The sequence below is a fragment of the Burkholderia metallica genome (genome assembly GCF_902832845.1).
GTDB classification, from domain to species: Bacteria; Pseudomonadota; Gammaproteobacteria; order Burkholderiales; family Burkholderiaceae; genus Burkholderia; species Burkholderia metallica.
The window spans coordinates 203,766-228,109 of sequence record NZ_CADFDB010000008.1; the positions used below are offsets into that span (position 1 = coordinate 203,766).

At 69.5% G+C, this 24,344-nt stretch carries 21 protein-coding genes; 11 read left to right on the forward strand and 10 right to left on the reverse strand.

Going from position 1 to position 24,344, the window contains the following annotated elements; all coding sequences use genetic code 11:
• Positions 1-4: 4 nt before the first annotated feature.
• The gene (locus HWX08_RS22530) at positions 5-2,755 is read left to right on the forward strand and encodes an Hsp70 family protein (protein WP_174922472.1); all 2,751 of its coding nucleotides are present in this window, start codon (positions 5-7) and stop codon (positions 2,753-2,755) included.
• Between the two features lie 153 nt (positions 2,756-2,908).
• Here the strand turns inward: HWX08_RS22530 and ctlX are convergent, their stop codons facing one another.
• Both ctlX and HWX08_RS22540 read right to left on the reverse strand, forming a co-directional pair.
• Positions 2,909-3,913, reverse strand: coding sequence for a citrulline utilization hydrolase CtlX (gene ctlX, locus HWX08_RS22535; RefSeq protein WP_174922473.1), 1,005 nt, complete (start codon positions 3,911-3,913; stop codon positions 2,909-2,911).
• A 59-nt stretch (positions 3,914-3,972) separates the two neighbouring features.
• Complete coding sequence (locus HWX08_RS22540; protein ID WP_174922474.1) at positions 3,973-5,052, reverse strand: ornithine cyclodeaminase; 1,080 nt, start codon at positions 5,050-5,052, stop codon at positions 3,973-3,975.
• Between the two features lie 295 nt (positions 5,053-5,347).
• Between HWX08_RS22540 and HWX08_RS22545 the strand changes: the two genes are divergently transcribed.
• Both HWX08_RS22545 and HWX08_RS22550 read left to right on the forward strand, forming a co-directional pair.
• Positions 5,348-5,779 carry an Lrp/AsnC family transcriptional regulator gene (locus HWX08_RS22545; protein WP_006753967.1) on the forward strand — a complete coding sequence of 144 codons (432 nt, stop codon included), beginning with the start codon at positions 5,348-5,350 and terminating at the stop codon, positions 5,777-5,779.
• Between the two features lie 367 nt (positions 5,780-6,146).
• A complete protein-coding gene (locus HWX08_RS22550) occupies positions 6,147-6,848 on the forward strand; it encodes a methyltransferase family protein (RefSeq protein WP_084636147.1) in 702 nt (233 codons plus the stop codon).
• Positions 6,849-6,956: 108 nt separating this feature from the next.
• Here the strand turns inward: HWX08_RS22550 and HWX08_RS22555 are convergent, their stop codons facing one another.
• Genes HWX08_RS22555 through HWX08_RS22570 form a run of 4 tightly spaced genes read right to left on the reverse strand, consistent with a single transcriptional unit; the run spans position 6,957 to position 10,565 of the window.
• Entirely contained in the window at positions 6,957-7,550 is a 594-nt protein-coding gene (locus HWX08_RS22555; protein ID WP_174922475.1) for a peroxidase-related enzyme, read from the reverse strand.
• A complete protein-coding gene (locus tag HWX08_RS22560) occupies positions 7,547-8,077 on the reverse strand; it encodes a CMD domain-containing protein (protein WP_174922476.1) in 531 nt (176 codons plus the stop codon). The genes HWX08_RS22555 and HWX08_RS22560 overlap by 4 nt, the downstream gene beginning before the upstream one ends.
• Before the next feature lie 44 nt (positions 8,078-8,121).
• Positions 8,122-9,552: an NAD(P)-binding domain-containing protein gene (locus HWX08_RS22565; RefSeq protein WP_174922477.1), complete on the reverse strand. Its 1,431-nt coding sequence runs from the start codon at positions 9,550-9,552 to the stop codon at positions 8,122-8,124.
• A complete protein-coding gene (locus tag HWX08_RS22570) occupies positions 9,549-10,565 on the reverse strand; it encodes a LysR family transcriptional regulator (RefSeq protein ID WP_174922478.1) in 1,017 nt (338 codons plus the stop codon). Before HWX08_RS22570 ends, HWX08_RS22565 begins: the two co-directional genes overlap by 4 nt.
• A gap of 354 nt (positions 10,566-10,919) precedes the next feature.
• Between HWX08_RS22570 and HWX08_RS22575 the strand changes: the two genes are divergently transcribed.
• The 5 genes from HWX08_RS22575 to HWX08_RS22595 all read left to right on the forward strand — a co-directional run bounded on the left by HWX08_RS22575 (position 10,920) and on the right by HWX08_RS22595 (position 16,141).
• Complete coding sequence (locus HWX08_RS22575) at positions 10,920-12,113, forward strand: ABC transporter substrate-binding protein (protein ID WP_069259222.1); 1,194 nt, start codon at positions 10,920-10,922, stop codon at positions 12,111-12,113.
• A 34-nt stretch (positions 12,114-12,147) separates the two neighbouring features.
• Positions 12,148-13,959 (forward strand): ABC transporter permease, encoded by a 1,812-nt coding sequence (locus HWX08_RS22580; RefSeq protein ID WP_174922483.1) that lies wholly within the window; start codon positions 12,148-12,150, stop codon positions 13,957-13,959.
• An 11-nt stretch (positions 13,960-13,970) separates the two neighbouring features.
• Positions 13,971-14,828 carry an ABC transporter ATP-binding protein gene (locus tag HWX08_RS22585; RefSeq protein WP_175807077.1) on the forward strand — a complete coding sequence of 286 codons (858 nt, stop codon included), beginning with the start codon at positions 13,971-13,973 and terminating at the stop codon, positions 14,826-14,828.
• Positions 14,825-15,607 carry an ABC transporter ATP-binding protein gene (locus tag HWX08_RS22590; RefSeq protein ID WP_174922896.1) on the forward strand — a complete coding sequence of 261 codons (783 nt, stop codon included), beginning with the start codon at positions 14,825-14,827 and terminating at the stop codon, positions 15,605-15,607. The genes HWX08_RS22585 and HWX08_RS22590 overlap by 4 nt, the downstream gene beginning before the upstream one ends.
• Positions 15,608-15,694: 87 nt before the next feature.
• Entirely contained in the window at positions 15,695-16,141 is a 447-nt protein-coding gene (locus HWX08_RS22595; RefSeq protein ID WP_174922895.1) for a hypothetical protein, read from the forward strand.
• Between the two features lie 39 nt (positions 16,142-16,180).
• On the opposite strand, the gene HWX08_RS22600 is transcribed toward HWX08_RS22595, so the two are convergent.
• Together HWX08_RS22600 and HWX08_RS22605 are read right to left on the reverse strand one after the other, a co-directional pair.
• Complete coding sequence (locus tag HWX08_RS22600) at positions 16,181-17,602, reverse strand: sensor histidine kinase (RefSeq protein ID WP_069259227.1); 1,422 nt, start codon at positions 17,600-17,602, stop codon at positions 16,181-16,183.
• A complete protein-coding gene (locus HWX08_RS22605) occupies positions 17,589-18,254 on the reverse strand; it encodes a response regulator transcription factor (RefSeq protein WP_069259228.1) in 666 nt (221 codons plus the stop codon). The genes HWX08_RS22600 and HWX08_RS22605 overlap by 14 nt, the downstream gene beginning before the upstream one ends.
• A gap of 237 nt (positions 18,255-18,491) precedes the next feature.
• Here HWX08_RS22605 and HWX08_RS22610 point away from each other — a divergent pair, with 237 nt between their 5' ends.
• Positions 18,492-19,508 carry an ABC transporter substrate-binding protein gene (locus HWX08_RS22610; protein WP_174922894.1) on the forward strand — a complete coding sequence of 339 codons (1,017 nt, stop codon included), beginning with the start codon at positions 18,492-18,494 and terminating at the stop codon, positions 19,506-19,508.
• A gap of 100 nt (positions 19,509-19,608) precedes the next feature.
• Positions 19,609-20,919 carry an MFS transporter gene (locus HWX08_RS22615; RefSeq protein WP_174922893.1) on the forward strand — a complete coding sequence of 437 codons (1,311 nt, stop codon included), beginning with the start codon at positions 19,609-19,611 and terminating at the stop codon, positions 20,917-20,919.
• Positions 20,920-21,083: 164 nt separating this feature from the next.
• On the opposite strand, the gene HWX08_RS22620 is transcribed toward HWX08_RS22615, so the two are convergent.
• Both HWX08_RS22620 and HWX08_RS22625 read right to left on the reverse strand, forming a co-directional pair.
• Positions 21,084-22,874, reverse strand: a complete 1,791-nt coding sequence (locus HWX08_RS22620; protein ID WP_174922892.1) for a sensor histidine kinase — start codon at positions 22,872-22,874, stop codon at positions 21,084-21,086.
• Complete coding sequence (locus tag HWX08_RS22625; RefSeq protein ID WP_174922891.1) at positions 22,871-23,515, reverse strand: response regulator; 645 nt, start codon at positions 23,513-23,515, stop codon at positions 22,871-22,873. The genes HWX08_RS22620 and HWX08_RS22625 overlap by 4 nt, the downstream gene beginning before the upstream one ends.
• Before the next feature lie 319 nt (positions 23,516-23,834).
• Here HWX08_RS22625 and HWX08_RS22630 point away from each other — a divergent pair, with 319 nt between their 5' ends.
• On the forward strand, positions 23,835-24,287 hold the full coding sequence (locus tag HWX08_RS22630) for a hypothetical protein (protein ID WP_174922890.1): 453 nt from the start codon (positions 23,835-23,837) through the stop codon (positions 24,285-24,287).
• The last annotated feature ends 57 nt before the right edge of the window (positions 24,288-24,344 follow it).

Consider the following 24,344-nt stretch of genomic DNA (forward strand, 5'->3'; position numbering starts at 1 on the left):
CACGATGAAGCGTTATACGGTCGGGATCGACCTCGGCACGAGCAATACGGTCGTCGCGTACGTCGAGGCCGGTTCCGACGCGATCCGCGTGTTCGACGTCGAGCAGCTGGTCGGCCCCGGCGCGGTGGCCGCGCAGCCGCTGCTGCCGTCGGTGCGCTATCACCCGGCGGCCGGCGAGCTCGCGGCGCACGCGTTGCGGTTGCCGTGGCAGGCGGCCGGCGCACGTGACGGCGGCGCGGGTGACGCGCCGCCGCCCGTGATCGGCCGCTATGCGCGCACGCTCGGCGCGCAGGTGCCGGGCCGGCTCGTCACCAGCGCGAAGAGCTGGCTGTCGCACGCGTCGGTCGACCGGCTCGCGGCGATCCTGCCGTGGGGCGCGGCCGACGGCGTCGACAAGGTGTCGCCGGTCGACGCGAGCGCGAGCTATCTCGCGCACGTGCGCGATGCGTGGGACGCGCGTTTTCCCGATGCGCCGCTCGCGAAGCAGGACGTGATCCTGACGGTGCCTGCGTCGTTCGACGACGGCGCGCGCGCACTGACGGTCGAGGCCGCCAGACGCGCGAAGCTGCCCGCGCTGCGGCTGCTGGAAGAGCCGCAAGCCGCGTTCTACGACTGGCTGTACGGTCAGCGCGACACGCTGCGCGACACGTTCGCCGCCGCGCGGCGCGTGCTGATCTGCGACGTCGGCGGCGGCACGACCGACCTCACGCTCGTCGATGTCGCGCCGGGCGACGACGGCGAGCCGACCTTCACACGCGTCGGCGTCGGCAATCACCTGATGCTCGGCGGCGACAACATGGACCTCGCGCTTGCGCGGCTGGTCGAAACGCGCCTCACCGAGCCCGGCACGCGGCTCTCCGCCGCGAGCCTGTCGCAGCTCGTCGAGCGCTGCCGCGCGGCGAAGGAGCGGCTGCTCGGCGACGACGCGCCCGAATCCGTCAACGTCACGCTGCTCCGCGCGGGCAGCAAGCTGGTCGGCGGCGCGCGTTCGGCCGAGCTGACGCGGCGGGAAGTCGAGCAGATCGTCGTCGAAGGTTTCTTTCCGCAGGTCGAAGCCGGCGAGTTGCCGCGCCGTGCGCGCGCCGCGATCGTCGAATTCGGGCTGCCGTATGCGAGCGATGCGGCTGTCACGCGGCACGTCGCCGCGTTCCTGAATCGTCATGCGGAAGGCCCGCTGCCCGACACGCTGCTGCTCAACGGCGGCGTGTTCCGCGCGGGCGCGCTCGCCGGCCGTCTCGCGCAGACGCTCGGCGCGTGGCGCGGCGCGCCGCTCGACGTGCTGCACAACGCGCATCCGGACGTCGCGGTCGCGCGCGGCGCGGTGGCCTACGGGCTCGCGCGCGCCGGGCACGCACCGCGCATCGGCGGCGGCTCCGCGCGCAGCTATTTCCTCGTGCTCGACGGCGCCGCCGCCGCCGATGCGGCTGCGCGCGGCGTCTGCCTGCTGCCGCGCGGCGCGCAGGAGGGGCACGAGATCCGGCTCGACGATCGCACGTTCGCGCTGCAACTCGGGCAGCCGGTGCGCTTCCACCTCGTGTCGACGGTGGCGGACACCGCGTACCGGCCCGGCGATCTCGTCGATCTCGACGGCGGCGATTTCGTGCGGCTGCCGCCGATCGCGACGGTCGTCGATGCGAAGGCGGCCGGCGCTGCGCGCGAAACGCCGGTGAAGCTCAGCGCGTCGCTGACCGAAGTCGGCACGCTCGAAATGCACTGCATCGCGACCGACGACACGGCGCGCCGCTGGCGGCTCGAATTCCAGTTGCGCGGCGATACACCCGCGCAAGGCGACGATGCGCCCGCGCGGCATCCGCGTCTCGACCAGGCGATCGAGCTGATCGAGCGTTCGTTCGGCAGCAAGGCCGCCGGCGTCACGCCGAAAGACACGCGACGGTTGCGCGCGCAACTGGAACACGTGCTCGGCCCGCGCGACGCGTGGGACGTCGCACTCGCGCGCGAACTGTTCGACGCGTTGCTGGCGCGCGCGCGGCGGCGCCGGCGCTCGGCCGATCACGAACGCGCGTGGCTGAACCTCGCCGGCTATTGCCTGCGCCCGGGCTTCGGCCATCCGCTCGATGCATGGCGCATCGAGCAGCTGTGGCCGCTGTTCGACGACGGCATTCAATATGTGAACGACGGCCAGGTGTGGTCGGAGTGGTGGACGCTGTGGCGGCGCGTGGCCGGCGGCCTCGACGACGATGCGCAGACGCAGGTGCGCGACGCGATCGCGTTCCTCGAACCGACCGACGACAAGCGGCGCAAGCTGCCGTTCGATCCGGGCAAGGTCGGGCCGGCCGACATGACGCGGCTGTCTGCTTCGCTCGAACGATTGCCGGTCGAGCGCAAGGTCGAGCTGGCCGAACGGCTGATCGCGCAATTGCAGAAGCCGGCCGAGCGTGCGCTGTGCGCGTGGGCGCTCGGGCGCATCGGTGCGCGGCGGCCGTTCTACGGCAGCGCGCACAGTGTCGTGCCTGCGGAAGTCGCGAAGGGCTGGCTCGATGCGCTGTTCGCGCTCGACTGGAAGCAGGTCGAACCTGCCGCGTTCGCGGCCGCGCAGATCGCGCGGATGACCGGCGACCGTTCACGCGACCTGCCGGACGACACGCGCGACGCGGTGATCAAGCGCCTGTCGGCCGCGAATGCGTCGACGGCGTGGATCGACATGGTGCGCGAGGCGATTGCATTCGACGAAGCCGACACGGTGCGCGTGTTCGGCGAAACGCTGCCGGCGGGGTTGAAGCTGCTGGCCGGGTGAGCGGCGCCGCGGGCGCCGGTATCGTTCGGATGCCGGAGCATTCCGCAGCGTTGCCGATGCGGGCCGACACTCGCCGATTCAATGCCCTTCGAACGAAAAAACGGCAGCCGTTGCATCGCATCGGCAGCCGTTTGCGCTTTGTGAGCCTGCCGGTCAGATTTGCGCCGTCGTCTCGCGTGGCGATGCGGCCGATTCCACGGCGATCGCATCCGGCGCGGCCGCCCGCCGCGCGAGATGAATCCCCGCGAGCATGCAGCGCACCGATCCGCCGGCCAGTTCGATCGTCGGCACGTCGAGCGGCAGTAACCGCGCGGAGCGCTCGATCGTCGCGCGCTGGTCAAGTGTGAGGCAATCGAACGCCCGCCGCGACAGCGCAAGCACACGCCCGTTTCTTCCCGACAATTCCAGCGTATTGCCCGCGAAGTTCGCGATCTGCGACTGATCGAGCGCGATCACCGCGCGACCCGTTTCAGTCAGGCGTTGCGCGATCTCGGCACGACGCCGGCTGTCGGCGATCAGGTCGAGGCCCACCATCGCGAACTCGGTCGCGACGCTCATCATCACGTTCGTGTGATAGATCGGCCGCCCGTCGGCATCGGCCGTATCGAAGCAGATCGGCTCGAAATTGAAGTGCGTGCAGAAGCGTTCGAGCGCGACCGGATCGGCGCGGCGCGAACGCGCGGTGTATGCGATCCGTGCGACGTGATCTAGCACCATCGCGCCGGTGCCTTCGAGGAACACGTCGTCGTATTCGAGGCCCGAATAGTCGATCACGTCCTGCACGCGGTACTCGGCCTTCAGCATCTCGATCACGTCCGCGCGCCGCTCGCGGCGGCGGTTCGGGCTCGCCATCGGATACAGCGCGACGTGGCCGCCCGGGTGCGTCGAAAACCAGTTGTTCGGGAACACGGAATCGGGCGTGTCGCGCTCGCCGTGATCGTCGAACACATGCACGCGCACGCCCGCATCGGCGACCGTCTGCGCGGCGGCCGTGACTTCGTCGCACGCGGCGGCCGATACGCGCGACTCCGGGCCGCCCGCACCGCCGCCGGCCGTGCGCTGGAACGCGTTGTCGGCCGCGGTCTGCGGGTTCGGCAGGAAGCGGTGCGGCCGGATCATCACGACGGCGGCCGGCGCCTGGATCGATACGAGGTTCATGAAAGACGGGAGCGAAGGGCAGGAAAGCGGGCGGCGCGCCGGCCGCCCGTGGATGACGGTCAGCGCGCGAGCGCGGCGACGGCTTCGGTCACGTACGCCGCGTGACCCTGCGCGATCGCGGCCGGGTCGTCGATCAGCGCGAACAGGTTCTTCGGGTCGACGGCCGGCGGAATCAGCGCGATCTCGACGCCCGCGTTGTGCTGCTGCGCGAGCGCATACAGGTAGCGCAGCGCCGAGTAGTCTTCCAGCGCGAAGCCGACCGAGTCGAACACCGTGACTTCGTCCGCGCGATCGCGGCCGGTCGTCTCGCGCTGCAGCACGCGCCACAGCTCGGTGACGGGGAAGTCGGCCGGCATCTGCTGGATCTCGCCTTCGATGCGCGACTGCGGCTCGAATTCGACGAACACGCGGCCCGCATGCAGCACGCCCGCTTCGAGTTCGGTCTTGCCGGGGCAATCGCCGCCGACGGCGTTCACGTGCATGCCGGGCTCGATCATGTCGGTCGTGACGATCGTCGCGTACGCCTTGTCGGCGGTGACGGTCGTCACGATGTCGGCGCCGCGCACCGCGTCGGCGGTCGACGCGGCACGCACGACGCGCAGTTCAGGGTACGCGGCGAGGTTCCGCACGAGCTTCTCGGTCGCGTGCGGATCGACGTCGAACACGCGGATTTCGTCGATGCCGAGCAGCGTGTGAAACGCGATCGCCTGGAATTCGCTCTGCGCGCCGTTGCCGATCAGCGCCATCGTGTGCGAATCGGGGCGGGCGAGGACTTGCGCGGCGAGCACCGACGTCGCGGCCGTGCGCAGCGCGGTGGTCAGCGTCAGTTCGGCCAGCAGCAGCGGGTAGCCGGTATCGACTTCGGCCAGCGCGCCGAACGCCATCACCGTGTGCATGCCGCGCGCGGCGTTGACGGGGTGGCCGTTCACGTACTTGAACGCGAACAGCGACGCGTTCGCGACGGGCATCAGTTCGATCACGCCGTCGCGCGAGTGGCACGCGACGCGCGGCGACTTGTCGAAGTCGGCCCAGTGCAGGTAATCGGCGCGCAGCGTGTCGACGAGTTCGCGCAGGAACGTCGTGACGCCGGTTTGGGCGATCAGTCGCGCGGTGGCGGGAACGTCGAGGAAGCGGGTCATCGGTCTGTCTCCATATTCAGTGCCGGTACGGGTGTCCTGGCGCTCGGGTCGACCGGGCGGTGTTTCGGCGCGGGTCCGGGCCTTGTGGAAAGCGGCGGCGCGGCGTGTTCAGCCGGTCGATGGAGTCATTATTTCCGCGAGTCGAGCCAACAAAAAGACGGCAAAAGTGGCAGATTTATCGATAGACTTGGCAAAATGCCAGCCAGATCCGGCAGTTTGTTCAGTTCGCATGGATCGAAATGCACGACGTCCGGCATGCTGGCGGCCGGCTCACGCTCAACAGGAAGGCCCGTTCATGATCACGCTCGACGACGTCGACCGACAGCTCATCGCGCTGCTGCGCGACAACGCGCGACTGCCCGTCGTCGCGCTGGCGAAGGAACTGCGCGTCGCGCGCGCGACCGTGCAGAACCGGCTGACGCGGCTGGAGAAGAACGGCGTGATCGTCGGCTATACGGTGCGGCTCAAGCCGGCGGCGGAGCGGCACCGCATTCGCGCGCTGATGTCGATCGCCGTGCAGGGCAATCGCGGCGCGGAAGTGGTGAAGGTGCTGCGCGGGCATCCGAACGTCGCGTCGATCCACAGCACCAACGGGCGCTGGGATCTCGTCGCCGAACTGCATGCGGATTCGCTCGAGCACTTCGATCGCGTGCTCGGCGCGATCCGGCTGATCGACGGGATCGCGAGTACCGAGACGAGTATTTTGCTGTCGACGCACAAGGCGTGACGCGGGTATCCCGGCGACGCCGCGGCGGCCGTACGAAAGGGCGGGCCGGCGCGAAGTGCGCGGCCGGGCGTCGTTTCCGTTGCGATCGCAGCCGTTGCATACATGGCGTTTACCCGGGCCCGATTCCGTCGTAATACGAGCCAGTCGATTTCCGCAGAACGGGAATCGTTTCATCCGCCCGGAGTGTGGAATGCGGCGTACCGAGCGGCAACCGGGATATTCAACCCTTCCGGCTTTTCATTCGGCGATATTCTCGGGAATTACACTAATCCGCATCACAAAGTCAAAACTTGGGCCCGCTTGAACTGGTTCGGCATGCTAATCTGAATCGGCAATAAAAAAACGCATGAATGACGGGGTCGACAAGATGACACAGGTCACACAGGATGCCGGAAGGCGGGGGGAATGTGCGCAAGACGCCCGGATGCCGCATGCCGCGGAGGCGGAAGGGGCGTCGGAGCCGATCAATCTGGTCGAACTGGGCGCTCGCGTGTGCTCGGTGACCGTGCTAGGCCTGTTTGCCTATCTGGCTTATCTACCGTGGCGCCAGAATCCGGGCCGGATCACGTTGATCCTGCTGCTGGTCTCCGCGGCACTGACCGTGGGATTGTCGGCATTCGCGAAATTGCCGAAGCGGCGCGACTGGCATCCGGTCGCGGTGTGCTTTTCCGTTGGCGGCTCGTTCTACTGCCTCGCCTATCAACTGGACGCCAGTACCCAACTGATTCCCGAGTGGGCCGGCGCAACTTTGCAATTTTGCGGGATTGCGTGCCAGCTGTGCGCGAAACTGTCACTGGGGCGCTCGTTCGGTCTGCTGCCCGCCAATCGCGGGGTCGTTTCGGTCGGTGCGTACCGGTTCGTGCGTCACCCGATCTATGCGTCCTACCTGTTGTCCGAAATCGGTTTCCTGCTCGCCAACTACAGCGCGCGAAACGTGTTCATGATCACCACCTGGATGCTGCTGCAGATCGGGCGGATCAGTCTCGAGGAAAGGGTGTTGTCGGAAGATGCGGATTATCGTGCGTACAAGGAGAAGGTGCGGTACCGGCTGATTCCGGGCGTGTTTTGACGCGCAGGCCGGGCGCGCGCCATGCGCGTCCGCGATGACGCACATGGGCACGCGATGTCGCGCCGCGATCGGGCCGATCCCGTGTCGAGGTGCAGGTACCGCCACAGGTCAGGCGCGGGCCGCCGGTTCCGGAAACACCGGCTCGCCCAGCGTCAGCATCAACCGGTTCGCCCACGCGAAGATCGCGACCGCGTGCGACAGGTCGAGAATCTCCTCATGCGTCAGCCCTTCGGCTTCCAGCGCCGCGATGTCGGTCGTGTCGACCGTATCGGGCCGCTCCGTCAGCGCGATCGCATAGCGGACGATCGCGCGTTCGCGCGCCGTCGTGCCGGCCGTGGCCGGATCGTCGAACACCTGCTCGATCGCGTCGGTGCGTTTCGCGAGCTGCGCGAAGCGCTGCGCATGCACCGACGCGCAATACACGCAGCCGTTCACGCGCGACACGGCCGTGCTCGCCAGTTCGCGCTCCGCGCGCGACAGCCCGCCCGGGCCGTACATGATCGCGTTGAATACGCCGGAACGTTGCCGCAGGATCTCGGGCAAGTGGACGAGCAGCAGGTAATAGTCGGACGTCTTCGCTTGCGGATGGCTCGCGTCGAGCACCGCAAGCTGATCGGGCGTCGCCGCATCGAGCGAAACCGTGTCGAGCCATGCACACCAGCCGAGCGTGTCGGACGTGAAGCCGTGAGTGGCCGTCGTCATGCGGCCTCCCGGGTGGCATGGGCCTGCAGTGCGCGTGCGGCAACGGCAACCCGCAACTGATATGCGACGAACGCGACGAGCTGCGACAGCGCGACGATCGCGGGCGTCGTGAGTCCGGCCGACTTCAGTGCGTCGAGATCGGACGGGCGCGCGTCGACGGGGGAGCGCGTCAGCAGGCGCGCATGCGCAAGGATCGCGCCGATGCGGCGGGGCAATGCGTCGAATGCATCGGCATCTGCCCGTGCGATATCGTCGGGCGTGCCGCCTGCGTCGATCAGTCGTGCCCGATAAGCATCGGCCAATGCGTGCGCGTTCGACGCGTGTGCGACATAGCGTGCCGCGTGCAGTCGTTCGGCAAGCGAAAGATCGGGCAACGCGGGATCGAACAGCGCGGCTTCGCTCAGCCGCGTATGCAGCCGCACCTTGTCGCGCGCACGGCGCAGCGCGGCGACCGCATCGTCGGCGCGCAGGCCGGCGATCGCGTCGATCGTGTCCGGCGCATCGGCCGGCGTGATGGATTCGGTCATCTTTCGGATTCCTTTCGTCGTCAATGTGATCGATGGACGCGCGTTCACGCGTCGGCGTCGCGCCATTCGTCGCCTTGCAGCTCGGCGTTCGCATACGCGACGAGCGCGTCGTAGTGACGATCGCGGTCCGCGTCGAACAGCCGGCTCGCAATCCCGCGCGCGAGTCGCGCGGCGCCCGCGCTGATGGCCGGGATATCGCCGGACAGCTTGCCGTGGCTCAGGCTCGCCGCGTGGTTGAAGCAGTGGATGCGCGTGACGGCCGCGCATGCGCCGGGCTCGCGTTCCTGGAACGCGAACGCGGGGCCCAGATCGGGCGACTCGGCGAGTTCGTCGAGCCACGTGCCCGGTTCCGGTCGATAGCGATCCTTCCAGCGCCGCACCTGCGCGCCGAACGACGCGAATTCCGCGCGGGTCGTCCAGTCCGAATGGAAACCGGTCGCGAAGATCAGGAAGTCGACCGTATGGCGGCCGCGCGGCGTCGTCACGTCGAGGCCCCCCGCGTGTTCGGCGAGCGTCTCGATCGGGCTGCCTGCATGAAAATGCGCATGGTCGTGACGCGACACGCGCAGCACGCTGTCGCGTGGCGGCGGCGTCTGCGACGTCAGCGCGTAGTGCATGAAGCGCCACTTCGTCGCGTCGTCGAGATCGGCATAGCCGTGCACGAGGCCCGGGCTGCCGATGCCCGTCAGCTTGTTGATGCGCGGAATGTCCGCGCGGCGGAAGAACAGGTCGACGCGTGCGGCGCCGGCTTCGAGCGCGGTGCCCGCATTGTCGAACGCGGATGCGCCCGCGCCGACCACGCCGACACGCTTGCCCGCGAGCGCCGCGAAATCGATCGGCTCGGACGAATGCGCCCAGCGCGTGCGCGGCGCGCGTTGCGCGACGGGCGGCACGTACGGGCCGCCGAGGCCGTCGCGGCCGGTCGCGAGTACCACGTGCCGCGCGAGCAGCGTCCGCGCTTCACCGTTGCCGCGCACGTCGAGCGCGAGCAGGCCGTCGTCGCGCGGACGCAGCGCGACGAGCGTGGTGTCGTTGCGCACCGGCAGGTCGAGCACGCGCCGGTACCAGCGCAGGTAGTCCATCCATTGCGTGCGCGGAATCTTGTAGAGCGCGTCCCACGCGTCGCGGCCGTGTTGCGCTTCGAACCATGCGCGGAACGTCAGCGCGGGCAGCCCGAGCGCGGGCCCGGCGAGCTGCTTCGGCGAGCGCAGCGTGTCCATCCGCGCGAACGTGACCCACGGCCCTTCGTAGCCGGCCGGCGCGCGGTCGATCACGCACTGGTTGTCGATGCCGAGCAGGCGCAGTTCGGCGGACGCCGCGAGCCCGGCCATGCCGCCGCCGACGATCGCGACGTCGAGCACGCGCGTGCCGTCGGCTTCGCGCGGCGGCACCCATGACGGCGCGGGCAGGTCGAGCCAGCGCAGGTCTTGCGCGAGGCGCGCTTCGAGTGCATTCAATGCGGCGGGCGTCGTCATGCGGCCTCCGCGCGCGTACGGCGTGCACGCGTCGCGCGGGCGGCACCGCGCGGCGTACGTTCGGTGCGCAGCCGGTCGCCGCGCAGCAGTGCGTCGTGCGCGGCAGCGTCGTGAAAGACCACGTCGTCGAGCAACGTGCGCGTCGTCCGGTGCAACGCATCGAGCAGCGCATCGACGGCCGCCGTGCGCGCCTTGCCGGCCGGCGTCGCGACGCCGAACGCGAACGGAATGTCGACATCGAGCGGGCGCGCGACCACCCCGTCCACCGGCAGCGCGACGCCCGTCGCCGGATCGACGATGCCGATGCCGATGCCCGCGCGTGCGGCCATCACCGCATTCAGCGACGCATTGGTTTCGATGAACACGCGGGCATCGACGCGCGCGGCCGCGAACGCCGCGTCGATCCGCTGGCGCAGCCGGTGCCGGTTCGCGACCGTCACGATGCGGCGGCGCGCGAGATCGCGCAGCGCGATGCGCGGCTGCGCCGCGAGCGGGTCGCCGGCGGGCAGCACGGCGACGCACGGCGTTTGCGCGATCCAGTGCACGTCGAGCCCCGCATGCGCCATCGGCAGCGTGACGACGCCGACATCGGCCGTGCCGGCCAGCACTTCGTGCACGACGTGCTCGGCCGATTCGCTGCGCAACTGGTAATGCGGCGCGTGGGCGCCGTCGGGCAGTGCGGCGAGCGCGGCCGGCACGAGCGTGGCCGCGAGCGAAGGCGTCGCCGCGATGCGCACGGGTTCGGCCGTGTCGTCGCCGAGCGCCCGGGCGCGTGCCTCGATCGCGCGCAGGCCGACCAGCGAGCGTTCGACTTCCTCGTAGAGCAGGAACGCGCGCCGCGTCGGCGTGACGCGCGGGCCGTGCCGGTCGAACAGCGCGTAGCCGAGATCGGCTTCGAGCTCCTGGATCTGTCGCGTGACGGCCGGCTGCGAGCGGCCGAGCAGTTCGCCCGCGCCGGTCACGCTGCCGGCCGACATGACCGCGGAAAAGGCTTCGAGTTGATGCAGCTCCATGACGCGTTCCGATGATGCGATTTGCGCATTGTAGGAGCGCGAGCATGCGCGATTCATATAATGATTTTTGCTATCGACAGCGCGAATCCTGCGAACGGCACGCGCGTCGCGAGCGCCGGTCCCGCGCGAGCGTGCGTCGGTTGCGACCGATGACATGAACGAAACGCCAATCGAATCAATGCGATGCGACGCGCGCCGCTGCATCGCGCGACGCGGGTGGGCGCAGCGCCGTTCGCGGGACTCGTCCGCTTCGCGCCGCGCGCGATATCGATATGCGCAAAACTTCGTTGGATCGTCCTGAACCGGATGGTTACATGCCCTCACTCTTTTCGACTGACTGAAGCTGGGGGACGCATGAACGTTTCGGGGAACGACGCACGCGGCGCATGGCGGCGCGTGCTGGGCACGGTGGCGGCGCTCGCGGCCGCATGGGGCTTGTCGACGGGCGGCGCGCTCGCGGCCGGCGTGTCGGGCGAGCCGGTGGTGATCGGCGTGAGCGGGCCGCTCACGGGCCAGGACGCGCAGTACGGCGAACAATGGAAACGCGGCTTCGATCTCGCACTCGACGAGATCAACGGCAGCGGCGGCATTCACGGCCGGCCGCTCGCGATCGACTTCCAGGACAGCCGCAGCGACCCGCGTCAGGCGGTGGCGATCGCGCAGAAGTTCGTCGCCGATCCGCGCATCGCGATCGAGCTGGGCGACTTCTCCAGCGCGACGTCGATGGCCGCGTCGCCGATCTACCAGCGCGGGCAACTGATCCAGTTCGGCTTCACGAACTCGCATCCGGACTTCACGAAGGGCGGCGACTACCTGTGGAGCACCGCGCTCAGCCAGGCCGAGGAACAGCCGCTGCTCGCGCGCTACGCGGTGAAGGAACTCGGCTTCAAGCGGATCGCGGTGCTGTACCTGAACACCGACTGGGGCCGCACCAGCAAGGACATCTTCGCGAAGGCGGTGACGGGGCTCGGCGCACAGGTCGTCGCGGCCGAAGGCTATCAGCCGACCGAAAAGGACTTCCGTTCGACGCTCGTACGGATCGGTGCAGCGAAGCCCGACTCGATCGTGCTGATCTCGTACTACGCGGACGGCGCGCAGATCGTGCGCCAGGCGCGCACGTCGGGCGTCACGCTGCCGATCGCGGCGGTCGGCTCCGTGTATTCGCCGAAATTCCTCGAACTGGGCGGCGCGGCCGTCGACGGCGTCTATACGGAATCGAACTTCTTCCCGGCCGAGCCGCGCCCCGAGGTGCAGGCGTTCGTGCAGCGCTATCGCGCGAAATTCCATGCCGATCCCGATTCGTTCGTCGCCCGCGCGTACGACGCGCTGATCCTGTCGGCCGAGGTGCTGCGCCGCTACGGCACCACGCGCCAGGCCGCGCACGATGGCTTCGCGAAGATCGCCGACGTGCCGAGCGTGATCTTCGGCAAGGTGCGCTTCGACCCGCAGACGCGCCGCGTCGCGGGCGCGCGCACCGTGTATCTCGTCGTGAAGCAGGGGCAGTGGGCGCTGTGGGACGGCGCGAAGCCGCAGCTCGCGGCGCGCTGAACCTGAACCGAATGCACGCAACGGACGCATCGTGATGGCTTCCTGGCTCGACTACACGCTCAACGGCCTCATCGTCGGCAACATCTACGCGCTGCTCGCGGTCGGGCTCGCGCTGATCTTCGGCGTGTCGCACCTGATCAACTTCGCGCACGGCTCGGTCTACATGGTCGGCGCGTTCATCGGCTGGCTGTGCCTGACGCGCTTCGGGCTGCCGCTGCCGGTCGCGCTCGCGGCGGTCGTCGTCGGCTGCGGCGCGCTCGGCGTCGCGATCGAGCGGATCGGGTTGCGGCCGCTGCGCCACGCGGCACGCATCGCGCCGCTGCTCGCGACGATCGGCATCAGCTTCATCCTCGACCAGCTCGCGCAGCTCGCGTTCGGCGCGGACCCGCGCGCGGTGCCGACGCCGCTGCCCGACTGGCATCTGCGGATCGCCGGCGCGACGCTCGGCTCGCTCGACCTGCTGATCGCGGGCATCGGCATCGCGGCGGCCGCGCTGCTGTACGGCTTCCTGCGCTTCACGCGGCTCGGCTGGGCCGTGCGCGCGACCGCGCAGGATCGCGACGCGGCGCTGCAGATGGGCGTCGACGTCGACCGCGTGAACCAGACCGTGTTCGCGATCGCGTGCGCGCTCGGCGGCGTGAGCGGGCTGCTGGTCGGCATGTACTACAACAGCATCGATCCGGCGATGGGCTTCCAGGCGACGCTGAAGGGCGTGGTCGCGCTGCTGATCGGCGGGCTCGGCAACGTGCCGGGCGCGATCGCCGGCAGCCTGCTGCTCGGTCTCGTCGAAAGCTACGGCGTCGCGCTGTTCGGCACCAGCTATCGCGACCTGTTCGCGTTCGGACTGCTGATCGTGTTTCTCGTCTGGCGGCCGAACGGGTTGTTCAGCGCGAACCGCGCGTTGCCGCCCGAGCCGATGACGGGTACCTTCCTCGCGGCCGCGAAGGCCGTGCGCGTGCCGCGCCCGCTGCTCGTCGGGCTGATCGCGCTGGCGGCAGTGCTGCCGTGGCTCGGTGCGTCGCCGTACGTGCTGCAGACGCTGACCAACGCGTGGCTGTACGGGCTGCTCGCGCTGAGCCTCACGCTCGTCGCGGGCACGGTCGGGCAGATCTCGCTCGGCCATGCCGCGCTGCTCGTGATCGGCGCGTATGCGTCGGCGCTGCTGTCGTCGGATCTCGGCTGGTCGCCGGCCGTGACGATTCCGTGCGCGGGCGCGATCACCGCCGTGCTCGGCACGCTGCTCGTCTATCCGGCGTTCCGGCTGCGCGGGCACTACGTGTCGATCGCGACGCTCGGCATCGGCGAAGTGGTGAGCCTCGTGATCCTGAACTGGGACGGCCTGACGCGCGGCCCGCTCGGCATCACCGGCATCGCGCCGCTGCCGTGGGCGACCACCGCACGTGCCGCGTATTGGTTCACGTTCGCGGTGCTCGTCGTATTCGCGCTCGTGCAGGTCCGGCTGCTGCGCTCGCATCTCGGCCGCACGCTGCGCGCGGTGCGCGAGGACGACGTCGCCGCGCGCGCGCACGGCATCGCGCCGAACCGCTACAAGGCGATCGCGTTCGCGGTGGGTGGCGTCGCGGCCGGCGTGAGCGGCGGCATTGCCGCGCATCTGTACAGCTACATCAATCACCAGACCTTCGACTCGCAGGTGTCGATCCTCGCGCTGACGATGGTGATCCTCGGCGGGCTCGGCAACGTGCTCGGCGGCATCGCAGGCGCGATCGCGCTGATCGGGCTGCCCGAACTGTTCCGCTGGGCGGCCGACTACCGGATGCTGATCTATGGCCTCGTGCTGTTGCTGCTCGTCCGGTTCCGGCCGCAAGGCCTGCTCGGCACGGTGTGAGGAGACACGCGATGACGACCCTTCGACCCTTGCTCGACGTGCAGGGCCTGACGCGCCGGTTCGACGGCGTGACCGCGCTCGACGGCGCGAGCCTGACGCTCGCCGACGGCGAGCTGCTGAGCGTGATCGGACCGAACGGCGCGGGCAAGTCGACGCTGTTCAACCTGATCGCGGGCGCCGACCGGCCCGATGCCGGCCGCGTGACGTTCGACGGCCGCGACATCACGGGCACCGCGCCTGAGCGGCTCGCGGCGCTCGGCCTCGCGCGCACGTTCCAGCATGGCCGCGTGTTCGGCAACCTGAGCGTGCTCGACAACGTGCTGATCGGCGCGCATGCGCGGCTGCGCGCGGCGCGGCCGGGCTGGCCCGTGCTCGGCGCGGCCGCCGAGGTGCTGCGCGCGCTCGTGCGGCCCGCGGCGGTGCGGCGCGAGGAAGCTGCACTGCGCGACGAGGCGCGCGCGATCGTCGCCGGGTTCGGCGAACGGCTCACGCCGCGCATCGATCACCCGGCGCACAGCCTGTCGTATGCGAACCGGCGGCGTGTGGAGATCGGCCGCGCGCTCGCGCTGCACCCGCGCCTGCTGCTGCTCGACGAACCGACGGCCGGGATGAACGAGACGGAGACGGCCGAGATGCTGCAACTGATCCAGTCGCTGAAGGCGCGCGGCCTGACGATTTTGCTGATCGAGCACAAGCTCGAACTCGTGATGCGCGTGTCCGACCGCGTGATGGTGCTCGACAACGGCGTGAAGATCGCCGAAGGCGCGCCGCGCGACGTGAGGCACGATCCGCGCGTGATCGAGGCGTACCTCGGCCGTCGCCATGCGGGCGGCGCGCCGGCCGAGCGCGCGGCGCAGGCGGCCGCATGAGCGCACCGACTTCCGGACCCGACACGACCACGACCATCACCACGACCATGACCGATGCGCTGCTGAAACTCGAACACCTCGACACGTTCTACGGGCCGGTGCAGGTGCATTTCGACGTGAACGTCGAAGTCGGCCGCGGACAGATCGTCAGCCTGCTCGGCGGCAACGCGAGCGGCAAGTCGACGACGATGAAGCTGATTCTCGGCTTGATGCGGCCGCGCCGCGGCGTCGTGCGCTTCGATGGCCACGACGTGACGACGCTCGCGACACCGCAGCGCGTGCGGCGCGGGATAGCGGCCGTGCCCGAGGCGCGGCGGCTGTTCGGCGACATGAGCGTGCGCGAAAATCTGCTGATGGGCGCGTACACGCGCGGCGACCGCGCGGCGGTGGCGGAAGACTATGAGCGCGTGCTCGACCTGTTTCCTCGGGTACGCGAGCGGCTGACGCAGCGGGCGGGCACGCTGTCGGGCGGCGAGCAGCAGATGCTTGCGATGGCGCGGGCGCTGATGGCGCGACCGAAGCTGATCTGCATGGACGAACCGACGATGGGGCTGTCGCCGCTCTACGTCGACAAGGTGCTGGCGTTGATCGATACGATCAACCGGCAGGGCGTGACCGTGTTCATGGTCGAGCAGAACGCGAGCCTCGCGCTGGAGATCGCGCATTACGGGTACGTGCTGCAGACGGGGCGCGTCGTGCTCGAAGGGCCCGCGACCGCGCTGCTCGACGACGAGCGCGTGCGCGATGCGTATCTGGGCGGAGAGGCGGTGGCGGTATAGCGGGCGTGGCGAAAAATTGGCATGCACGCCTGATTGTCGGGTAGATTGACGTTCGGTCGCCATGACCGCCACCGGGAGCGCCGCACCATGTTGACGTATTCCATTCAGAAAGTCGGCTACGATTTCAAGCAGCTCGATCCGCAGGGAGAGACGGACTACGCGTCGTTTACCCGTGCGTTCGACGCATTCCCGTGGGCCGCGCAGCATGCCGAATGGAACGACACGCAGGACGGCCCGTTGCCGGCGCTCGTGCTGCAGCAGGCCGACGATCAGCGCGAGCTGTGGGTGACCGCGCTGAGCGACGCGCACGCGGGCGGCTTTCAGCTGAACGCGGTGTCGATGCGGATGAAGAAGGGGCTGTTCGGGATCGGCAAGGGGAAGCTGGAGCAGCATGTCGACACGATCGACGTCGACGCGCGCGCGGACGTCGATACGCTGTGCCGGCTGTTCTGCGATCGTCGGTACGACGAGCTGGACCGGCGGGTGGCGACGCATGCGCAGCGCAATCGTTTCGACGACGACCGTGACGACTGAGTGTTTGCCGCGCCGCGCGCGCCGACGCTCACGGTCGGCTCACGCGTTCCCGGCATCGCGCTGCGCCGCGCGCGGAAACGTCAGCACCACTGAAAACCCGCCCGCGTCGGGAAACGCGAACCCCACGCGCCCGCCATGCGCCTTCATCACTTCCTGCACGATCGCGAGCCCGAGGCCCGACCCGGTGCGCCGTTCGCTGCCGTCCGGCGCGATCCGCACGAACGGCTGCAGCGCGGCATCCCAGTGCTCGCGCGCAATCCCGCGGCCGTTGTCGGTGACGGTCAGCGTGACCGCGCCGTCGGCGTGATGCGCGGTGGCGACCGACACGACGATGTCGTCCGCATGCCCGTGCAGCAGCGCGTTGTGCAGCACGTTCGACAGCGCTTCCTGCAGGCTGATCGCATCGCCGTCGATCCACGCATGCGGCGCGTCGCTCGCGAATGCCACGGCGACATCGCGCTCGCCGGCGAGCGGAATCGTGCGGCCGAGCACCTCCTTCGCGAGCGCGACGAGTTCGACCGGTTGCAGCGGGACGGCCTCGGTCCGATGAATCACCATCGCATGATTGAGCAACTGGCCGGTGAGCCGCCCGACGTCCGAACTGGTCGCGCGCAGCGCGTCGAGCCGTGCCGCGTGGCGGGCGGGATCGGCTTCGCCGTCGAGCAGCTCGATCTGCGCGTCGAGCCGCGCGAGCGGCGTGCGCATCTGGTGCGCGGCGTCGGCGATGAAGCGCTGCATCGCGTTGATCCGCTCGGCGAGGCGGTGCATCAGCCCGTTGATCGACCCGATGATCGCGTCGATCTCGCTCGGCGTGTCGACGGCCACCGGCCGCAGGTCGGCCGGGTCGCGCGCGGCGATGATCGCGCCGATCTGCGCGAGCGGGCGCAGGCCGCGCCGGATCGCGAGGCCGCTCGCGCCGATCGCGAGCACGCTCATCAGCAGGATCAGCGTCCACACCTTGAAACTCATGTCGTTCGTGAGCTGCTGGCGCGCATTCGTGGTCTGCGCAACGGTGACGAGCGCCCAGCCCGGCGTGCTCTCCTCGGGCATGTAGCGCGCGATGGTCGCGGTGCGGACCCGGTGCCCCTGGTACAGGCCGGTCGCGAACGCGGGCCCCTGTTTCGCGGCGGCGAGCGTCACGGGGCTCGCGAGATCGTGGTAGCCGGCCACGACGATGCCGCGCGAGTCGACGACCTTGTAGTAGACGAGGTCGTAGCGCGACAGCGTCGACAGCGCGGCCACCGGCGGATTCAGCGCGAGCACGCCGCCTTGCACGTAGAGGTTTTCCGCGACCTGGATCGATGCGCCGGCGAGCAGCTGGTCGTACGCGCGTTCGGCGGCGACCCCCGCGTAGTAGCGCGCGATCGCGGCGAGCGCGAGCGCGCCGGTCGCGACGACGAGCGCGATGAAGAGCAGCGTGCGCCCGAACAGCGTCTTCGGAAACCAGTCAGTGCGCGGCAATCTGATACCCCATCCCGCGCGCGGTGCGGATCTCGACGGAGCTGCCCTGCAGCTTCCTGCGCACGCGCGTCACGTACTGTTCGACCGCGTTCGCGGTCGGCTCGTTGCCGAAGCTGAACAACTGGTTCAGTAGTTCGTCTTTCGAGAAGATTCGTTGCGGTCGGCTCGCGAGGATTTCGAGCAGCGCGAATTCCTGACGCGACAGCGACAGCGGCTGGCCGTCGAGTTCCGCGAGACGGCTGCTGCGGTCGATCACGAGGCCGCCGAGCGTCAGCACGTCGTTCGCGTGGCCGCTGTTGCGGCGCAGGAGCGCCTGCACGCGCGCATCGAGTTCGCGGTAATCGAACGGTTTCACCAGGTAGTCGTCGGCGCCGAGACCGAGGCCGCTCACGCGGTCGTCGATCGCCGAGCGCGCGGTGACGAGCAGCACCGGCGTCGTGCTGCCCGATGCGCGCAGATGGCGCAATACCGAGAAGCCGTCCATGCCGGGCAGGTTCGCGTCGAGCACGACGAGGTCGAAGCGCTCGACGCGCAGCAGCCCGTTCGCGGTCGCGCCGTCGGTTTCGAGATCGACGGCGTGGCCGAGCCGCGCGAGGCGGCTGCGGATCGCCGCGCCGATTTCGGCATCGTCCTCCACGACGAGAATGCGCATGGTGCCGTTTCGCAGATGGGTGGTTAGGGGTTTTCCCGGGGGCGGGATGTCAGCATTTTCTCAGACTCGGTCGATAACCTGTGTCGAGCCGGATGCAGTACGCAAGGACGGCATTAATACCAGAAATATTCAAGGAGACGGCAACATGCAGCAAGTCAGGGGCACGACGAACGCGCGGCGTCGCGCGACGCGGGCCGGCGCGTGGCCGTGTGCCGCCCGTCGTACGGCGGCGCGCGCATGACGACGTCGCCGCGCCGCCGCGCATTGCTCGCCGCCGGGCTCGGCATGCTGGCCGCGCCGGCGTTCGTGCGCGCGAAGCCGCTCACGGTGCGGATCTCGAAAGGCTATGGCGTGCTGTACCTGCCGCTGCTCGTGATGGAGAAGCAGCGGCTGTTCGAGCGGCACGCGGCGCGCCACGGCGTGCGCGACGTGGCGGTCGACTGGGTGCTGCTCGACGGCGGCAATTCCGTCAACGACGCGATGATGGCCGGCACGCTCGACTTCGCCGGGGCCGGCGCGCCGGGCTTCATCGAGCTGTGGGCGCGGGCGCGCGGCATTCCGAACGTCGAGGTGATCGGCATCAGCGGGCTGTCGACCACGTCGCTGTCGCTGAACGCGAACCGGCCGGGCCTGACGTCGCTGCGCGACTTCACGCGCGCCGACCGGATCGCGGTGCCCGGCATCCGCACGTCGCTGTCGGCGGTCGTGCTGCAGATGGTCGCGAGCCGGCAGCTCGGCCCCGCGCATTTCGCGCAGCTCGATTCGATCACCGTGAACCTGCCGCATCCGCAGGCGATGCAGGCGTTGATCCGCCGCGAGAACGGCGTGACCGCGCACTTCACGTCGCCGCCGTTCTCGACGCTGGAACTGCGCGAGCCGGGCATCCACCGCGTCGTGAATTCGGTCGACGTGCTCGGCCCGATGACGCTCGACGTCGTGTTCGCGCCGAAGCGGCTCGTCGATACGGCGCCCGCGCTGGCCGTCGCGTTTCTCGGCGCGCTCGACGAAGCGAACCGCCTGATCGCGCAGGACCCGCGCGCGGCGGCCGCGCTCTATGCGGCGTCGTCGGGCGTCGGCGTGTCGCACGACGACGTGATGCGGATGCTCGCCGCGCCGGACACGCGCTTCTCGGTGCTGCCGAACCAGCTGATGGACTACGTCGAATTCCTGTACCTGGCCGGCACGATCAAGGCCAAGCCGCGCGCGTGGCACGAGATGTTCGCGCCGATGCTCGACGACTACCGGTCGGGCTGATGCCGCCGCTTCCTTTCATCGAAATCCGTCGCGCCCGTGCAAGCGTCGCGGGCGGCGCCGATTCAACCGATATACAACCGATTCACGCAAGGAGCCTGAAGTGAACGCTACCGACACCCTGGACCCCGCGTCCGCCGAAGAACAGCGCATCATGTCGAAGATGGCGCGGCGCCTGATGCCCATCCTCGTCGTGATGTTCCTGATCGCGTTCATCGACCGGCAGAACGTCGGTTTCGCGAAGCTGCAGATGGTGCACAGCCTTGGGATGACGGAAGCCGCGTTCGGGCTCGCGTCGTCGCTGTTCTTCATCGGCTACCTGCTGTTCGAGGTGCCGAGCACGCTCGCGCTGCATCGCTACGGCGCGCGCGTGTGGCTGGCGCGGATCATGCTGACGTGGGGGCTCATCACGGTGCTGATGGGCTTCACGACGTCGATGCCCGCGTTCTGCGCGCTGCGCTTCGTGCTCGGTATCGCCGAAGCCGGCTTCTATCCGGGCGTGATCTACTACCTGACGCTGTGGTTTCCGCAGAGCTATCGCGCGAAGGTGCTCGGCATCTTTACGCTCGGCAGCGCGCTCGCGAACATGCTCGGCTCGCTGGTCGGCGGCGTGCTGCTGAGCCTGAACGGCGTGTGGGGGCTCGCGGGCTGGCAGTGGGTGTTCGTGGCGACGGGCATCCCGGCGGTGATCGTCGCGATCGTCGTGTTCCGCGTGCTGCCCGCATCGGTGCGCGACGCGCGTTTCCTCGACGAGCGCGAGAAGCAGATCGTCGAGGCCGCGCTCGAACGCGAGAAGCCCGCGAAGGCCGAGCACGGCCAGCCGTGGAAGGCGCTGCTCGATCCGCGCGTGATGCTGTTCGCGGCGACCTATATGCTGATGTCGACGTCGCTGTACGGCGTGACGTACTGGCTGCCGACGCTCGTGAAGTCGTTCGGCGTGTCGAGCAGCACGAACGGCTTCCTGAGCATGCTGCCGTGGGCGCTCGCCGTGCTGCTGCTGCTGTGGCTGCCGGCGAAGCTGCGCCGCGCGAAGAGCATCCTGCGCACGATCGCGATCGTCGCGGCGCTTGGCGCGCTCGGCTTCCTGCTGAGCCTCGTATTGCCGTCGACGCCGCTGCGCTTCATCGCACTGGTGCTCGGCGGCGCGTGCATCCCGCTGCTGTATCCGTGCTTCTGGTCGATGCCGCCGCGCTACTTCACCGGCGCACGGGCGGCGGCGAGCGTCGCGGCGATCAACTCGATCGGCAACCTCGGCGGCTTCTTCAGCCAGAACCTGATGCCGTTTGCCGGCAAGGTGACGGGCACTGCATTCGGGCCGATGATCGTGCCGATCGTGTGTCTCGCGCTGCTCGGGATCGGCGCGCTGGTCGCGTGGATGCGCTCGGAGCGCGGGATGGTGACGGCGCGCGCGTGACGGCGTGCGGTGACCGCTTCATCAAGCGGTTGCCGACGAACGGGGAGCCGGCCGCTGCGTGCGGGTTCGACAGCAGGTACGCGAGCGCGTGGAGGTCGCCATCCACGCGTTGACCGCCGTCGCCGATCGGCCGGCGACGGCGTATCGTCGCCTTCGCCGGGTGCCTACCCGCGCGGCCCGCCAACTCCGCCCTGCGCGGTCGCCACCTGCGCAGGCGACAGCGGAATCTCCACTTCGACCGTCGTCCCCTCGCCGAGCGTCGTCGCGATCCGCAGCGTGCCGCCGACGAGATACGCGCGCTCGCGCAACCCGACCAGCCCGAACGAGCCCGACTTGCGCGGCGCGCGCGGATCGAATCCCGCGCCGTCGTCGCGAATCGTCAGCTCGATCGTATCGTTCGCATGCACGAGTGCGACGCTCGCATGCGATGCGGCCGCATGCCGCGCGACGTTCGCGAGCGCTTCCTGCGCGATGCGGAACACCGCGGTCGCGTAAGGCTCGTCGAGTTGCAGCGCTGGCGGGGCGACATGCAGTGCGCAGTCGATGCCGTGACGATGCCGGAAATCCTCGACGAGCCATTGCATCGCCGCGGCGAAGCCGAGATCGTCGAGCATCAGCGGACGCAGGTCCGATGCGATGCGGCGCGTCGCGGCCACCGCATCGCGCGCCAGCGCGTGCATCGCCGCGATCTTGCGCGCGAGCTGCGCGTCGTCCTGCGGTACGCGATCGATCAGCCATTCGAGATCGTTCTTCAGCGTCGCGAGCGTCTGCGCGAGTTCGTCGTGCAGCTCGCGCGCGATGCGGCGCTGCTCGGCTTCGCGTGCGCTCGCACTGATCGCGGCGATCTCGCGCAATTCCTCGCGCGACGCCTGCAGCGCCCGTTCCGCGCGTACGCGGTCCTCGACTTCGCGCCGCAGGTCGCGGTTCGACGCGCTCAGTTGCGCGGTGCGCGCGGCGACGCGCTGTTCGAGCCGTTCGTTCGCATCGTTCAGTTGCGCGCTCTGCTGCACGACGAGCCGATGCTGGAAGCGTGCGCCGGCCAGCGCGCGCACCGTCTGCGCATGCAGCCGGCCGTTCTCGAACAGCATCGCGAACAGCACGACGCCCGACGCGACGAGGCCGTATGCGCGCCCCGCGTAGAAGCCGAGATCGAAGCGCCCGTGATTCAGCATCGACGACAGCGCGATGTCGAACAGCCACGCGACGAGCACCGTCATCACCCACAGGTCGAGCACCGACTGGCGCCGCCGCCGCTGCCACATCAGCATCAGCGCAACCAGGTTCAGCCCCCAGACGATCGTGATCGCGTTCGTCATCGTCGCGGCCATCCGGTTGCCGTCCATGATGCGCGGCAGCAGGTCGTGGCCGGCCGTCGCGAGCAGCGCGAGCGCGGCCGTCGCGCCGCTTGCGGCCGCGATGCACAGCCCCACCGGAATCGCCGCGCGGCGCTGCGGGGCCACGGTCGGGCCAGTCGTTCGCGAGGTCGCGCGCAGCAGCGCGTACGCGGCGACCGCCAGCGGAAAGCCGCCGTGCCAGAACAGGTACAGCCACGCGGTGGTCTGGTCGCGGGCGCCGAGCAGGCCGGTCGGCGCGAACAGCCCGGGAAAGGTCAGCATGTGGGTGCCGGCCATGAAGCCCGTGAACAGGTAGCCGCCCGCGAGCACGAGCAGCGGTCTCTGGCGCAGGATCGCGTACTGGCCGAGCAGGAGGCCGGCCGTCACCATGTCGTTGACGACGATCGCCGACTGGTACACGGGGATGAACGCCCCGCCCGGCGCGAGCGGCCGGCCCGCGAACGGCGCCAGCGCGGCGAAGATCACCGCGGAGACGAGCACGGTCGCGAGCGCGAGCCGCCGTTCGCGCCGGCCCGGCGGCAGCGACGACATGAACAGGCGCGACGCGTCCGGGGGCACGTCGTCCGGCGGCGAGGGCGGGACGCGGAAGGCGGCCGTCATGCGTCGCCGCCGGGGTCGAGGTCGTGGCGCACCGCGTAGCGAACCAGCGCGGCCTCGTGCGGCAGCGCCATCTTCTCGAGAATCCGTGTCTTGTACGTGCTGACCGTCTTCGCGCTCAGCGCGAGTTCGGCCGCGATCCGCGTGACGGTCTGGCCGGCGACGATGCGGCGCATCACGTCGAGTTCGCGCGCGGACAGCCGCTCGTGCGGCAGCACCGCGGCCGGCGCGCGCAACGTGAGCGCGAGGCTTTCGGCCGCCGACGGGCTCACGTACACGCCGCCCGCCGCGACCTTGCCGACGGCCTCCACGAGTTCGGCTGCTGCGCTGTCCTTCGTCAGATAGCCGGTGGCGCCGGCCTTGAATGCGCGCGCCGCGTACTGCGCTTCCGCATGCATCGTCAGCACGAGCGTGCGCAGCGACGGCGCGTGGTGCTTCACCAGCCGGATCAGCTCGATGCCGGTCGGCGCGGGCATCGACAGATCGAGCAGCAGCACGTCGGCGGCGCCGCGTTCGGCCAGCGCGAGCGTGGCCGCGCCGTCGCTCGCCTCGCCGACGATCTCGAAACCGCCGGCCGTTTCCAGGATGTGGCGCAGTCCGTCCCGCATGACTGCGTGATCGTCAGCCAGAATTACCCTGATCATCGAGCGATCCTCTTCGGGATGGCGCCGCGCACGGTCGTGCGGCGATTGCCGCGGCCGTTCTTCTGACCAATATATTCCGCCGAATCCGAAAACGGTACACATCCGGGAAATTTTCGACGCGAACGAGCGCTGAATGTGTACTGAAGCGAAATAATCGACGGGAAAGATACGCGGCGCAGCCGGCGCGAATCCGGGTATTCCCCGATGACCGCGGTGGCGGGAGCGGGCGGGCGCCGTGCGTCGCGCGCCGCGCCGCGAACCGTCCCGAATCGGGACTAAACTGGTGCCCGATGCCACTTCCGCCCCGAGGAGCCCTGCGATGATCGATCTTGCCGATGTCCTGCCGTCCGCACTGCCTGCCGCCGTCGCATGGGCCGAAGCCGAGGCGGCACGCGGGATCGCGCAGGGCGCGCCGCTGACGCCCGCGCAAGCCGACGACGCGCGCACGGTCGGCGTCGCGCAACCGGAGCGGATTCGTTTGGTGACCGTCGAGCGCATGCCGTTCCCCGAGACGCCTTCGCTCGCCGCGATCGCGCGCGACACGGGGCTGCTGTCGCCGGGGACGATCGGGCTCACGCTCGGTCACGTGGTGTACGTGCTGCGCGGGCAGGATACGCGCCGCCTGCTGACCCACGAATTCCGCCATGTGCATCAGTACGAGGCCGCCGGATCGATCGGCGCGTTTCTGGCGCGCTATCTGCAGGAAATCGCGACGGTCGGCTACCACGATGCGCCGCTCGAGGCCGATGCGCGACAGCACGAGTTCGATTGATCCGCCACGCCGGCGCGAGCGCGCGCCTCTCACGATGAACGCTCCCCCTGCCATTGC